The sequence below is a fragment of the Peribacillus muralis genome, assembly GCF_001439925.1.
In the GTDB taxonomy this organism is placed as follows: Bacteria; Bacillota; Bacilli; order Bacillales; family DSM-1321; genus Peribacillus; species Peribacillus muralis.
In genome coordinates this window covers 1-13,162 of record NZ_LMBV01000026.1, presented here as the reverse complement: position 1 = coordinate 13,162, position 13,162 = coordinate 1, and the positions used below count along the sequence as shown (strand labels likewise).

The following is a 13,162-nucleotide window of genomic DNA, read 5'->3' as shown; positions in this document are numbered from 1 at the left end:
GGAAGATTGTATGTTAAAAGAAAAAGTTTTGAACACCATCTATAGAAACGGATTGATCGAGGAAAAAACGAAATTGCTTATAGGTGTTTCCGGAGGGCCGGACTCAATGGTGCTGCTCCACATCTTGAAGGAAATACAACCACTTTTTCAATATGAGATGCTCGTTGCCAGTGTTGACCATATGTTCCGTGGTGAAGAATCATATGAAGATTATCAATATGTCGAGCAAATATGCGCTCGATGGGGCATCGCTTTTGAAGGGAAACGGATTGATGTTCCTGCTAGGATGAAGCATACAGGGGAAAGCTCACAAATAACGGCAAGAAAGTTACGGTTTGCTTTCTATGAAGAAATGATGGATAAGCACCAGGCTTCCACACTTGTACTGGGGCATCATGGAGATGATCAAGTCGAAACGATGCTCATGCGTTTAACAAGAGGGGCGACGGGAAAGGCGCGGGCAGGGATTCCCATTAAGCGGCGCTTTCATACCGGCCAGCTGATCAGGCCTTTTCTTGAAATCACCAAGTCGCAAATCATGGAGTATGCCGACCTTCGTAATATCGCTCCAAGATTTGACCCGAGCAATGACCAAAATGACTATGTCAGGAATCGATTTAGACACGAAGTCCTGCCATTTTTAAAGCAGGAAAATGGAAAGGTTCATGAGCACTTCCAACGGTTCAGCGAAGAGCTTTATCAAGATGAGGCGTTTTTTTTGGACCTGGTTTCAAGTGAAATGTCGAAGGTTTGGATCCAGCAGGATGAAGATCAAGCAGTCATTAAGATTGATAAGGTTCTCGCGATGCCTAAACCTTTACAAAGAAGAGCGATTCAACTAATATTAAACTATCTTTATTTGGAGAGACCTTCATCGCTTTCAGCATTACATATTGACCAACTTTTAGTATTGTTTTTTAATCCTCAACCTTCTGCAGAATTGCATCTTCCGGAGGGCTTGATTGCGGAAAAATCATATCAAACCTGTACCTTTCGATTTTTTCGCCAAAAAAGCCAAGAATATTCCCTTAAATTACAAATTCCCGGTGAGACTATTCTTCCGAATGGATATAAGATTAAAGCGCACTATATAAAAGAAGAAATTCCGGCTCTTAGGGGAAATCGTTCTTTTATACTTCCTGAATCCGCTGTACAGTTTCCACTTACCGTCCGAACAAGGAAGGAAGGTGAACGAATGGCAGTCAAGGGATTGGGCGGCACGAAAAAGTTGAAGGATATTTTCATCAATGAAAAAATCCCGATGCAGGAAAGAAATGTGTGGCCGGTCATCATCGATCAGGCGGGGACGGCCATTTGGCTTCCCGGTTTAAAGAAATCGGATGTTGAGCCGGATATGTTATCTGATGAAACATCTTTAATCTACTTAGAATATAAAAAAGCTTAATTCTTCATGGGGGGCAATCAATTACAATGACCATGCAAAACGACATTGAAAAAGTGTTAATTACAGAGGAAGAACTTCAACAAAAAATCAGGGAACTGGGTGCACAGCTTGAGGCTGATTACCAAGGTAAGTTCCCCTTGGCTATCGGAGTGCTGAAAGGCGCGATGCCATTTATGTCAGACTTGCTGAAACGAGTGGATACACATCTTGAAATGGACTTCATGGATGTTTCAAGCTATGGTAACTCAACGGTATCTACCGGTGAAGTCAAAATCATCAAGGATCTTGATGCATCAGTGGAAGGCCGGGACATTTTAATCATCGAAGATATCATCGACAGCGGTTTGACACTAAGCTATCTTGCGGAGCTGTTCCGTTATAGAAAAGCAAAATCAATTAAAATCGTTACTTTATTGGATAAACCAACTGGTCGGAAAGTGGACATTTCCCCCGATTATGCCGGATTCATCGTTCCGGATGCATTTGTTGTCGGATACGGCCTCGATTTTGCAGAAAAATATCGCAATCTCCCGTATATTGGCATATTGAAGCCTGAAATTTACTCGAATTGATCGTACCTGTTTGAAAGCTAAGACCAGATTAAAACAGCGGTGTTAAATTATTGTAATTCCTTAATTTTGTATGATAGTATTTACTATAGTTTGTTTACCCGTGGGAGGAGGTAAGGGATGAATCGGATCTTCCGTAATACGATATTTTATTTACTGATCTTTTTGGTCATCATTGGGATTGTAAGCATCTTTAATAATAACAATGAACCAAACGTAAAAATGACCCAAGATGAATTCTATAAGCATTTGGAGAGTGGGGACGTTACATCACTTACGATGCAGCCTGAAAGCAGTGTCTTTGAAATCACTGGGAAGCTCAAAGGTTACAAGGATAACAAGAACTTCGTGACTTACGTGCCATTCAGTGAGTATTCGCAAAGCCGGATCAATGACGCTGTAGATAAGCTGGATAAAGACATCATCAATGTCGAACCTCCAGAAAAGACAAGTGGCTGGGTGACATTTTTCACTTCCATCATTCCATTTGTAATCATTTTTATCCTCTTCTTCTTTTTACTTAACCAAGCTCAAGGCGGCGGCGGTGGCCGCGTCATGAATTTCGGGAAAAGTAAGGCGAAACTGTATAATGATGATAAGAAAAAAGTACGCTTCAATGATGTAGCCGGAGCGGATGAAGAAAAGCAGGAGCTTGTCGAGGTCGTCGAATTCTTGAAAGATCCTCGCAAATTTGCCGAGCTTGGCGCACGTATCCCTAAAGGGGTGCTCTTGGTTGGTCCTCCTGGTACAGGTAAAACGTTACTTGCACGGGCAGTGGCTGGTGAAGCAGGAACTCCTTTCTTCTCAATCAGCGGTTCTGACTTCGTTGAGATGTTCGTGGGTGTAGGTGCATCCCGTGTTCGTGATTTATTTGAGAATGCTAAGAAAAATGCACCATGTATCATCTTCATCGATGAAATTGATGCAGTGGGACGTCAACGTGGCGCAGGTCTTGGTGGCGGTCACGATGAACGTGAACAAACACTGAACCAATTGCTCGTTGAAATGGACGGGTTTGGCGGCAATGAAGGCATCATCATCATAGCTGCGACTAACCGTGCAGATGTTTTGGATCCGGCATTATTGCGTCCAGGACGTTTTGACCGTCAAATTACGGTCGGTCGCCCGGATGTCAAGGGCCGTGAAGAAGTTCTGAAAGTGCATGCACGCAATAAACCTTTGGCAGAAACCGTCGATTTGAAAGCGATCGCCCAGCGTACACCAGGGTTTTCGGGAGCAGATCTAGAAAACTTACTGAATGAAGCGGCACTTGTGGCTGCCCGTCAAGATAAGAAGAAGATCGACATGTCCGATTTGGATGAAGCTTCGGATCGCGTTATTGCCGGTCCTGCCAAGAAAAACCGTGTCATCTCCAAAAAGGAACGAAATATCGTAGCATGGCATGAAGCAGGCCATACGATAATCGGGTTGGTTTTGGATGATGCGGAAATCGTTCATAAAGTTACGATTGTCCCTCGCGGTCAAGCTGGTGGTTATGCAGTAATGCTGCCGAAAGAAGATCGTTTCTTCATGACGGAGCCTGAACTGAAAGATAAAATCGTAGGACTTTTAGGTGGCCGTGTAGCCGAAGAGGTTACATTCGGTGAAGTGAGTACAGGGGCGCATAATGACTTCCAGCGTGCAACGGGCATAGCTCGCAGCATGGTTATGGAATATGGCATGAGTAAGCTTGGACCTCTTCAATTCGGTAATTCTCAAGGTCAGGTCTTCCTAGGCCGCGATTTCAACAATGATCAAAACTATTCGGATGCAATCGCATATGAAATTGATCTTGAAATTCAACGTATCATCAGAGAAGCGTACGAAAGATGTAAGAAGATCCTTACTGAAAATCGTGAAAAACTTGATTTGGTTGCTAAAACCTTGCTTGAAGTGGAAACACTTGATGCAGCTCAAATCCAAGGTTTATTCCATAACGGTAAATTGCCAGAACGCGATTATACCGCTTTGAATGGGAACTTAACCACCGATGAGAATGTTAAGGTGAACATCAATACGAAGAAGGAAGAAAAAGAGGCCCTTTTAGATCCATTGGATAAGAGAGGACCTGAGGACCTTGAAATAACGGAGGAAGGACTGAATACTCCTCCAATCAATGAAGGGACACCTCAAGATAAGCCGCTTTCCTTCCCGAACGAAGATGACAATAAAAAGTCTTAATGCGACTAACAGAAAAGGGTATTTCCGCCTCGGAAATACCCTTTTCTTAACCCTTAAATGAATTGTTTAAACTTAAGAAACGGGATTGGAATATTATTGGCTTTAGAAAAGCGTGGCTAATAGCGTGTGAAATAACAGTGTGGTATGATGTTGGAGAATAATTTACCGGAGTGATGAAACGATGATTTTTGTATTGGATGTTGGAAATACGAATATAGTATTAGGCGTATACGATGAAGATATTTTAAAATATCATTGGCGAATCGAGACTAGCCGCCATAAGACGGAAGATGAATATGGAATGGTCATAAAGTCTTTGCTGCAGCATGAAGGCCTTACGTTTGATCAATTCGATGGAATTATAATTTCTTCGGTAGTTCCGCCAATCATGTTTGCGCTAGAACGTATGTGCAAGAAATACTTTGGCGTAAAACCGCTAATAGTGGGACCAGGAATAAAAACCGGTTTGAATATTAAATATGAAAATCCCCGTGAAGTGGGTGCGGACCGAATCGTTAATGCTGTTGCAGGCATTCAGGAGTATGGTAGCCCTCTTATTATCGTGGATTTTGGCACGGCAACGACATATTGCTATATAAACGAGGATAAACAATACATGGGAGGGGCGATTGCTCCTGGTATTAACATTTCAACAGAAGCGCTCTACTCGAAAGCTGCCAAGCTTCCAAGGATAGAAATTAGCCGGCCTGACGGCATCATTGGCAAGAACACGGTATCGGCCATGCAAGCTGGGATATTATATGGATATGTTGGACAGGTCGAAGGAATCGTCAACCGAATAAAGGAGCAAAGTAATCTGGAACCAACGGTAATCGCAACAGGCGGACTGGCAACCTTGATTGCTAATGAGTCTACTGTAATTGATGTCGTTGAACCATTTTTGACCTTGAAGGGATTACAGATGATCTATAAACGTAATCGTGAACAAGTGAAGAAATAAAGAATATATTTGCACAACATGGAAGGAGCACTTTAAATGAAGGATTATCTAGTGAAGGCGTTAGGCTATGAGGGACAGGTTCGCGCATATGCCGTTTCAACAACGGATACTGTAGGAGATGCACAAAGGCGTCATTATACATGGCCAACTGCCTCGGCAGCCCTTGGTCGTGCCATGACGGCCGGCGTGATGATGGGCAGCATGCTAAAAGGTGAAGAAAAACTCACGATTAAAATAGAGGGCGGAGGTCCGATCGGGTCGATCCTTGTTGATAGCAATGCAAAGGGAGAAGTTCGTGGATATGTTACGCACCCGCAAACTCATTTTGATTTGAATGAACACGGAAAGCTTGATGTCAGGAGAGCGGTCGGAACGGAAGGGTTGCTGACGGTCGTCAAGGATATCGGTCTTCGGGATAACTTTTCAGGGCAAGTGCCAATTGTGTCTGGCGAATTAGGTGAGGATTTTACCTATTATTTTGCCACTTCTGAACAGGTGCCATCTTCAGTGGGGGTAGGGGTCCTGGTGAATCCTGATAATTCGATTCTTGCGGCGGGTGGATTCATCATCCAATTGCTGCCGGGTACATCCGACGAGACGATTTCCAAAATTGAGAGTCGCTTAAGCACAATCGAGCCTGTCTCTAAAATGATTCAAAGAGGTTTGACACCGGAAGAGATCCTAACGGAAATTTTAGGTGAGGGCGATGTGAACATATTAGAAAAAATGGATGTCGAATTTTCTTGTCAATGTTCAAGGGAGAGAATTGCCAATGCATTGATTAGCCTTGGACAAGCAGAGATTCGTGATATTATCGAGACAGAGGGGCAAGCAGAGGCGCAATGCCATTTTTGTAATGAAACCTACCAATTCTCGAAAGAAGATCTTGAAGAACTTGAAGCAGAAACACAAAAATAATTGACGGAGGAAAAGGTTTTGCCTAAACAAAAGCTTCGGGCGATTATTGCTGGCCTTGCCTTTTTGAACCTTTTGACTATCATTATCTTTGTCATAAAGCCATTAATCATCTCTAAATCCGTAATCGGAGAGGAAACGGCCGCCAAGGTTGGTTCTAAGGATATTTCCCGGGAAGCATGGATTAATGAGCTCGAAAAGAGATATGGAGAAGACGTACTTGAGGAAATGGTCGATAAAGAGGTAGTCAAGCAGGCAGCAGAAAAATACAAAGTGAAGATTTCGGATAAAGAGGTCGATCGTGAACTTAAAATGATGAAGACGATGTATGGGACTGCCGGCCAGACTGTTAATAAAAGCACCGCTCAACTAAGGCAGGAAGTTCAGTCGAGCCTACTGCTCGAGAAGCTGCTCACCAAGGATGTCTCTGTTTCCGGGACCGTCATGGAGAAGTATTATGATGATAATAAGGATCTCTATCGAATTCCCACCACGTATCATTTATCCCATATTACCACGTCCACGAATAAGCAGGCGGAAAGAATCCGGGACGAGTTGGCGAAAGGCGTTTCCTTTGAGGTTTTGGCGATGGAAAAATCCATGGATGAATTCACGGCCAATCAGGGGGGCGACATGGGATATATATCTCAAGATAACGAGCAGGTTCCTAAGGAATACATTTCAACAGCAAAAAACCTAAAGGTGAATAAGTGGAGTGGGCCGGTCAAAACGGAAGATGGCTGGGCCGTTCTCTATTTGCATGAAAAAATTGAAGGTAAGCAATATAAATACGATGAAGTTAAAGAAAAGATACGCCGCCAAATAGCTCTTGAACAGATTCAGGCACCGGTATCCGGAAAGATTTTTTGGGATGATTTTGATGTAGAATGGTTTTATGAGTTGAAGGAAGAAAAGTAGGTCAAATGATATGTGAGAAAATTTAGAATATAATAGATAATCATTGACAATGAACTAATGAAACTGGTAACTTTAAAATTATAAAACCAATAAAGATACTCGGTATTAAAAATGTGGGGAGTGGAGAAAATGGCACGTATAGCTAATTCTGTAATCGATTTAATTGGTCAAACACCTATCGTGAAGTTAAACAAGCTTCAACCTGAAAACGGTGCAGATATTTATTTAAAACTTGAGTACTTCAATCCGGGCAGTAGTGTAAAAGACCGTATCGCCCTTGCGATGATCGAAGCAGCAGAAAAGAATGGCAACCTTAAGCCGGGAGATACGATTATTGAACCTACTAGCGGAAACACAGGTATCGGCCTTGCGATGGTAGCGGCCGCGAAGGGCTATAAATCAATCCTTGTCATGCCGGAGACGATGAGTCTGGAACGACGTAATTTACTTCGTGCTTATGGAGCGGAATTAGTTCTTACGCCTGGACCTGAAGGAATGAAGGGGGCCATTGCCAAGGCAACTGAGCTTTCTAAAGAAAAGGGTTACTTCATTCCGCAACAATTCGAGAATAAAGCTAATCCTGAAGTTCATCGTAACACAACTGGTCCTGAAATCGTCGAAGCTTTTGGTGATGATGGCCTGGATGCTTTCGTAGCCGGGATCGGTACTGGCGGAACGATTACAGGTGCTGGTGAAGTTCTGCGTGAGAAATATCCTGACATTAAAATTTACGCCGTCGAGCCTGAGGATTCTCCTGTATTATCTGGTGGAAATCCAGGACCGCATAAAATTCAAGGAATCGGAGCAGGATTCGTCCCGAGTATTTTAAATACAGACCTCTATGACGAAATCATTCAAGTCAATACCGATGAATCATTCGATTATGCTCGTCGTGCAGCTAAAGAAGAAGGGATTCTTGGTGGGATTTCTTCGGGAGGTGCCATTGCTGCGGCCATTAAAGTGGCTGAAAAGCTGGGGAAAGGCAAAAAAGTCCTAGCTATCATCCCGAGCAATGGTGAACGATACTTAAGTACACCACTATATAATTTTGAATAATAGATGCGATGAATGAGAGCAAAGTCCCTCGGGGGCTTTGCTCTTCTTTTTTTTTAAAAAAGACTACGAGTCCTTCCCGATCTTCGCGGATAGCTTGCACTAAGCGCTGGTATTTCGGTAAACTCGTAATATACTTTAGGCGAAGGAGAACGTTGGATGTCATTAGCTGAAGCTTCAAAACTTACATGCGGTTCATTTGAATTGGATTACAGCAAGAAAACGTTAATTATGGGAATTTTGAATGTAACACCCGATTCGTTCTCGGATGGCGGGAAATATAATCGGGTAGATGCTGCTTTGAAGCATGCGGAACGGATGGTGAAGGACGGGGCGGATATCCTGGACATAGGTGGAGAGTCCACCCGCCCTAACTATGAGAGGATATCGGATGAGGAGGAAATAGAAAGGGTCGCTCCGATCATAGAGGCAATTTCCCGGAATATTGAAATCCCAATCTCGATCGATACGTATAAATCAAAGGTAGCGAAAGAAGCTGTAAAGGCAGGAGCCCATATTTTAAATGATATTTGGGGAGGCAAAGCCGATTCTTTGATGGCGAACGTTGCAGCGGAATTTGGTGTGCCGATCATTTTGATGCATAATAGGGATAATATGGAGTATGGTCATTTCGTCCGGGATGTCCTTCAGGATCTATTCGAAAGCATCATGACTGTAAAGCGTGCTGGAGTCAAGGAAGAAAACATCATCCTCGATCCAGGCATCGGGTTTGCAAAAGACTTAAAGCTTAATTTGGAAATGATGAGGAATCTTGATAAGCTTGTAGCAATAGGCTATCCAGTGTTGCTTGCGACTTCCAGAAAGTCGATGATCGGGCATGTTCTCGATTTGCCTCCTGGTGAGCGGATGGAAGGCACCGCCGCTACGATCTGTCATGGAATTCAACAAGGCTGTCAAATGGTTCGGGTGCATGATGTTAAGGAAATGGCGCGAACTGCAAAGATGATGGATGCCCTTATAGGAAAAGGTGAATGAGATGGATAAGATATTTGTCAACAAAATGGAGTTTTATGGGTACCACGGTGTTTTCCCTGAAGAAACGAAGCTTGGACAGCGGTTTAAAGTGGATCTGATCGTCGAGACTGATTTATCCAAAGCTGGACAGAGCGACGAGCTTGAGGACTCGATTAATTATGGTGAGTTATATGAAGTGTGTAAAGGTGTGGTCGAAGGGAAACCTTTTAAGCTAGTGGAGGCTGTTGCTGAAAAGATTGCTTCTGAACTGCTTCGTGCATATCCTTCAATCAATAATTGTACGGTCAAGGTGTACAAACCCGATCCCCCTATAGCCGGGCACTATGACTCGGTAGCTATAGAAATCGTGAGAGGGCGCTGATTGTGGGAAATATCGCTTACCTTTCAATTGGATCGAACCTAGGTGATCGGCTTGAAACTTTCCGAAAAGCCTTCCAATTATTTACTGATAATCCGCATATCACGTTGGCTGCATGCTCTTCTTTTTATGAAACGGATCCGGTAGGATATGCCGATCAGGACTGTTTTTTAAACGCTGTCCTAAAGGTGAAAACCGACTTGCAACCAGAGGAGTTACTTCGCGTTTGTATGCAAATTGAGCAAGAGTTAGGAAGAAAAAGGGAAATAAGATGGGGTCCTCGTACTTTGGACCTTGACATTTTATTATATAATCTTGAAAATATTGAGACAGAGATCCTTTCGGTCCCGCACCCTCGTATGCACGAGAGGGCGTTTGTCATCGTGCCATTAATGGAAGTGGACCCTGATATCGTGCTTCCGCACATGCATGCACCTTTGAGCGACTTGCTTGAACAGATTCCGGATAAAGAAGGAGTTCGATTATGGAAGGTGAAAAATGGGGAAGGCGCATTCGCGCTTTTCGAAAGCTAAAGGGTTATACACAGGAAGGCTTTGCGAGAGAAATAGGCGTTTCCGTTTCCTTGCTAGGGGAAGTTGAAAGAGGGAACCGCAACCCTTCAGAGGCTTTTTTACTGGAAGTGGCGGAGACCCTTCACGTTTCCATCGAGGAGCTTCAACCACCTGAGGATAAATGAAAGACGTTATAGGAGGTCACACGTGTTAAAAATAGGCGATATAGAAATGAAGAACCCGGTAGTGCTAGCACCGATGGCAGGGGTTTGTAACTCGGCATTCCGCCTGACCGTCAAAGAGTTTGGTGCTGGGCTGGTTTGTGCGGAGATGGTCAGTGACAAGGGAATCGTACTTCAAAATGCTAGAACGATGAATATGCTTTATATAGATGAAAGAGAAAAGCCGTTAAGCTTGCAAATCTTTGGCGGGGAAAAGAAATCATTGGTGGAAGCGGCTCGATTCGTCGATAAGAATACAAACGCCGACATCATTGATATCAATATGGGATGCCCTGTCCCGAAAATCACGAAATGTGATGCAGGGGCGAAGTGGCTTCTCGACCCGAATAAAATTTATGAGATGGTTTCCGCTGTTGTGGATGCCGTAGACAAGCCAGTAACCGTTAAAATGCGCATAGGCTGGGATGAAGAGCATGTGTTTGCGATTGAAAATGCACAGGCGGTCGAACGCGCGGGTGGTAAAGCCGTTTCCATGCATGGAAGGACCCGGGTTCAAATGTATGAAGGAAAAGCTAACTGGGACATCATTCGCGAAGTGAAGAAATCGCTCAATATTCCCCTTATCGGGAATGGAGATGTTGAAACGCCACAGGATGCTGAACGTATGTTGAAGGAAACCGGGGTTGACGGTGTCATGATTGGCCGTGCAGCTCTAGGTAACCCGTGGATGATTTACCGGACCGTGAAGTATTTGGAAACCGGTCAATTGATGGATGAACCTACAGTTCGTGAGAAGATGGATGTTTGCGTACTTCACATGGATCGTCTGATTGCACTGAAAAATGAATTCGTCGCTGTTCGTGAAATGCGTAAGCATGCTTCTTGGTATTTAAAAGGTGTTAAAGGGAATGCTAAGGCTCGTAAAGGGATTAATGATTGTGAAACAAGAGAAGATGTCGTGAGACTCCTTTATGGAATGGTCGATGATATTGAAGCGAAGGAAATGAACATCCAAATGGTCTGATGTTGACTTCGCCTTCCTGTTTTCCTATAATACGCATATCTTAAACTGCCAGTAAACCTGGCAGTTTTTATATATACATAAAGAAGTTTTTAAGATAAAAAGCTGTTGAATTCCTGTACTTTATGTAAGAATAAATACGTATGCAAAAGAAGTTTTGATTAATTATATAAAGCCTTTATTAATAAAGATGGAGATGATTTTCGTGAGTCATGAAGAATTGAATGATCAATTGCAAGTAAGACGCGATAAAATGCAGACTATGATTGATAATGGACAAGACCCTTTCGGGAGCAGGTTCGAGCGCACGCATAGCACACAGGAGTTAGTTCGTGCTTATGGTGAATTGGAAAAAGAAGCTCTTGAGGAAAAAGAAATCGAGGTTACCATCGCTGGCCGTGTCATGACCAAGCGTGGAAAAGGGAAAGCGGGATTTGCCCACATCCAGGATATTAGCGGCCAAATCCAAATCTACGTTCGCTTAGATAAAATAGGTGAACAAGCTTACCAAATTTTTAACCAAACCGATCTTGGCGATATAGTTGGGATTACTGGTGTCATTTTCAAGACGAAGGTTGGCGAACTTTCCATTAAAGCGAATGACTATGTATTCCTTTCAAAAGCACTTCGTCCGCTACCTGATAAATTTCATGGTCTTAAGGATGTTGAAGAGCGTTACCGGAAGCGTTATGTTGATTTAATCACGAATGAGGAAAGTAAAAACACATTGATCATGCGCAGTCGTATCGTGCAATCCATGAGAAGATATTTGGATGATCATGGTTACCTGGAAGTGGAAACGCCGTTGTTGCACTCTGTTGCTGGCGGGGCTGCTGCTCGTCCTTTCCTTACTCATCATAACGCGTTGGATATGCCTTTGAATTTAAGGATTGCCATTGAACTTCATTTGAAACGCTTAATTGTCGGCGGTTTAGAGAAAGTTTATGAAATTGGCCGGGTTTTCCGTAACGAAGGAGTATCAACAAGGCATAATCCGGAATTTACATTGATTGAATTATATGAGGCGTATGCCGATTACAAGGATATCATGAGTTTAACGGAGAACTTGATTGCCCATATAGCTCAAGAGGTTCTTGGTACCACTACCATCCAGTATGGAGAATATGAGATCGAGTTAAAACCAGAATGGAAACGACTTCACATGGTCGACGCTGTAAAGGAATATACAGGTGTTGACTTCTGGGCTCACATGAGTAAAGAAGAAGCGCGGCAGCTCGCTAAAGAGAACGGAATTGAAATCAAGGACTCCATGGAGTTCGGTCATATCGTGAATGAGTTTTTTGAACAGAAGGTGGAAGACAAGTTAATTCAGCCTACGTTCATCTATGGACATCCGGTGGAAATTTCCCCACTAGCAAAGAAAAATCCTGAAGATGCCCGTTTCACTGATCGTTTCGAGTTGTTCATAGTGGGCAGGGAGCATGCAAATGCCTTCACGGAACTTAATGACCCTATTGATCAACGTCAACGCTTTGAAGCTCAATTGAAAGAGCGCGAGCAAGGAAATGATGAAGCTCATGAAATGGATGAGGATTTCCTGGAAGCTTTAGAGTACGGAATGCCGCCAACTGGTGGATTGGGAATAGGTGTGGACCGTCTCGTTATGTTATTGACCAACTCACCTTCCATACGTGACGTTCTGTTATTCCCATTAATGAGACATCGCTAATAGGCAAGATGAGATAATGATTTCAGGACCGAATTGGAAAGCTGGAATCCATTGGGGTTAGCCTCTGGATTTCGGCCGTTTCAATTCGGTTTTTGTTTTTCAATTATAGTTTCGTAACATTTAAATGATTGGATTTCCACGGTAAAAAAGAAAAACATTATTATTTCGAAAAAACTTAATAAAAGCTATTGCACAGTTAACGTAATGGTGTTATATTTATATCTGTCGTTACGAACGAGTTGCAAACGAATGACAAACTTTAAAAAAGTTTTAAAAAGTTGTTGACTTGATGTAATGAAAAATGTTATTATAAATAAGCTGTTTCGAAAGACATTGCTCTTTGAAAACTGAACAAAACAAAGCGCCAACGTTAAATTTTAAGTGAGCACACACTATTAAAA

Annotated in this window: 13 protein-coding genes; all 13 read left to right on the top strand. The window is 43.0% G+C overall.

Features of this window, described 5'->3' with window-relative positions; all coding sequences use genetic code 11:
* Positions 1-10 precede the first annotated feature (10 nt).
* The 13 genes from tilS (at position 11) to lysS (ending at position 12,761) form a co-directional block, all read left to right on the top strand.
* Positions 11-1,405 (top strand): tRNA lysidine(34) synthetase TilS, encoded by a 1,395-nt coding sequence (gene tilS, locus ASU00_RS20675; RefSeq protein ID WP_057915353.1) that lies wholly within the window; start codon positions 11-13, stop codon positions 1,403-1,405.
* Positions 1,406-1,437: 32 nt separating this feature from the next.
* Complete coding sequence (gene hpt / locus ASU00_RS20670) at positions 1,438-1,977, top strand: hypoxanthine phosphoribosyltransferase (protein WP_057915393.1); 540 nt, start codon at positions 1,438-1,440, stop codon at positions 1,975-1,977.
* 117 nt (positions 1,978-2,094) lie between these two features.
* Positions 2,095-4,155 (top strand): ATP-dependent zinc metalloprotease FtsH, encoded by a 2,061-nt coding sequence (ftsH, locus tag ASU00_RS20665; RefSeq protein WP_082630534.1) that lies wholly within the window; start codon positions 2,095-2,097, stop codon positions 4,153-4,155.
* Positions 4,156-4,336: 181 nt separating this feature from the next.
* Positions 4,337-5,116: a type III pantothenate kinase gene (locus ASU00_RS20660; protein ID WP_057915352.1), complete on the top strand. Its 780-nt coding sequence runs from the start codon at positions 4,337-4,339 to the stop codon at positions 5,114-5,116.
* A gap of 36 nt (positions 5,117-5,152) precedes the next feature.
* Positions 5,153-6,034, top strand: coding sequence for an Hsp33 family molecular chaperone HslO (gene hslO / locus ASU00_RS20655; RefSeq protein ID WP_057915351.1), 882 nt, complete (start codon positions 5,153-5,155; stop codon positions 6,032-6,034).
* Positions 6,035-6,052: 18 nt separating this feature from the next.
* A complete protein-coding gene (locus ASU00_RS20650) occupies positions 6,053-6,949 on the top strand; it encodes a peptidyl-prolyl cis-trans isomerase (RefSeq protein WP_057915350.1) in 897 nt (298 codons plus the stop codon).
* Positions 6,950-7,078: 129 nt separating this feature from the next.
* On the top strand, positions 7,079-8,005 hold the full coding sequence (gene cysK, locus ASU00_RS20645; RefSeq protein ID WP_057915349.1) for a cysteine synthase A: 927 nt from the start codon (positions 7,079-7,081) through the stop codon (positions 8,003-8,005).
* Positions 8,006-8,161: 156 nt separating this feature from the next.
* A complete protein-coding gene (gene folP / locus ASU00_RS20640) occupies positions 8,162-8,998 on the top strand; it encodes a dihydropteroate synthase (protein WP_057915348.1) in 837 nt (278 codons plus the stop codon).
* A gap of 1 nt (position 8,999) precedes the next feature.
* Positions 9,000-9,359, top strand: a complete 360-nt coding sequence (gene folB / locus ASU00_RS20635; protein WP_057915347.1) for a dihydroneopterin aldolase — start codon at positions 9,000-9,002, stop codon at positions 9,357-9,359.
* 2 nt (positions 9,360-9,361) lie between these two features.
* A complete protein-coding gene (gene folK, locus ASU00_RS20630) occupies positions 9,362-9,889 on the top strand; it encodes a 2-amino-4-hydroxy-6-hydroxymethyldihydropteridine diphosphokinase (RefSeq protein ID WP_057915346.1) in 528 nt (175 codons plus the stop codon).
* Positions 9,841-10,053: a helix-turn-helix domain-containing protein gene (locus ASU00_RS20625; RefSeq protein ID WP_057915345.1), complete on the top strand. Its 213-nt coding sequence runs from the start codon at positions 9,841-9,843 to the stop codon at positions 10,051-10,053. Before folK ends, ASU00_RS20625 begins: the two co-directional genes overlap by 49 nt.
* 22 nt (positions 10,054-10,075) lie before the next feature.
* Positions 10,076-11,074 (top strand): tRNA dihydrouridine synthase DusB, encoded by a 999-nt coding sequence (gene dusB, locus ASU00_RS20620; protein WP_057915344.1) that lies wholly within the window; start codon positions 10,076-10,078, stop codon positions 11,072-11,074.
* Positions 11,075-11,267: 193 nt separating this feature from the next.
* A complete protein-coding gene (gene lysS, locus ASU00_RS20615; protein ID WP_161809764.1) occupies positions 11,268-12,761 on the top strand; it encodes a lysine--tRNA ligase in 1,494 nt (497 codons plus the stop codon).
* Positions 12,762-13,162 lie beyond the last annotated feature (401 nt).

What these genes read in the sequence shown, in the direction of transcription:
- tilS (WP_057915353.1), top strand. Translation starts at nt 11, where the DNA reads ATGTTAAAAGAAAAAGTTTTGAACACCATCTATAGAAACGGATTGATC.
- folB (WP_057915347.1), top strand. Translation starts at nt 9,000, where the DNA reads ATGGATAAGATATTTGTCAACAAAATGGAGTTTTATGGGTACCACGGT.
- hslO (WP_057915351.1), top strand. Translation starts at nt 5,153, where the DNA reads ATGAAGGATTATCTAGTGAAGGCGTTAGGCTATGAGGGACAGGTTCGC.
- hpt (WP_057915393.1), top strand. Translation starts at nt 1,438, where the DNA reads ATGCAAAACGACATTGAAAAAGTGTTAATTACAGAGGAAGAACTTCAA.
- ASU00_RS20625 (WP_057915345.1), top strand. Translation starts at nt 9,841, where the DNA reads ATGGAAGGTGAAAAATGGGGAAGGCGCATTCGCGCTTTTCGAAAGCTA.
- cysK (WP_057915349.1), top strand. Translation starts at nt 7,079, where the DNA reads ATGGCACGTATAGCTAATTCTGTAATCGATTTAATTGGTCAAACACCT.
- ftsH (WP_082630534.1), top strand. Translation starts at nt 2,095, where the DNA reads ATGAATCGGATCTTCCGTAATACGATATTTTATTTACTGATCTTTTTG.
- lysS (WP_161809764.1), top strand. Translation starts at nt 11,268, where the DNA reads ATGATTTTCGTGAGTCATGAAGAATTGAATGATCAATTGCAAGTAAGA.
- ASU00_RS20660 (WP_057915352.1), top strand. Translation starts at nt 4,337, where the DNA reads ATGATTTTTGTATTGGATGTTGGAAATACGAATATAGTATTAGGCGTA.
- folP (WP_057915348.1), top strand. Translation starts at nt 8,162, where the DNA reads ATGTCATTAGCTGAAGCTTCAAAACTTACATGCGGTTCATTTGAATTG.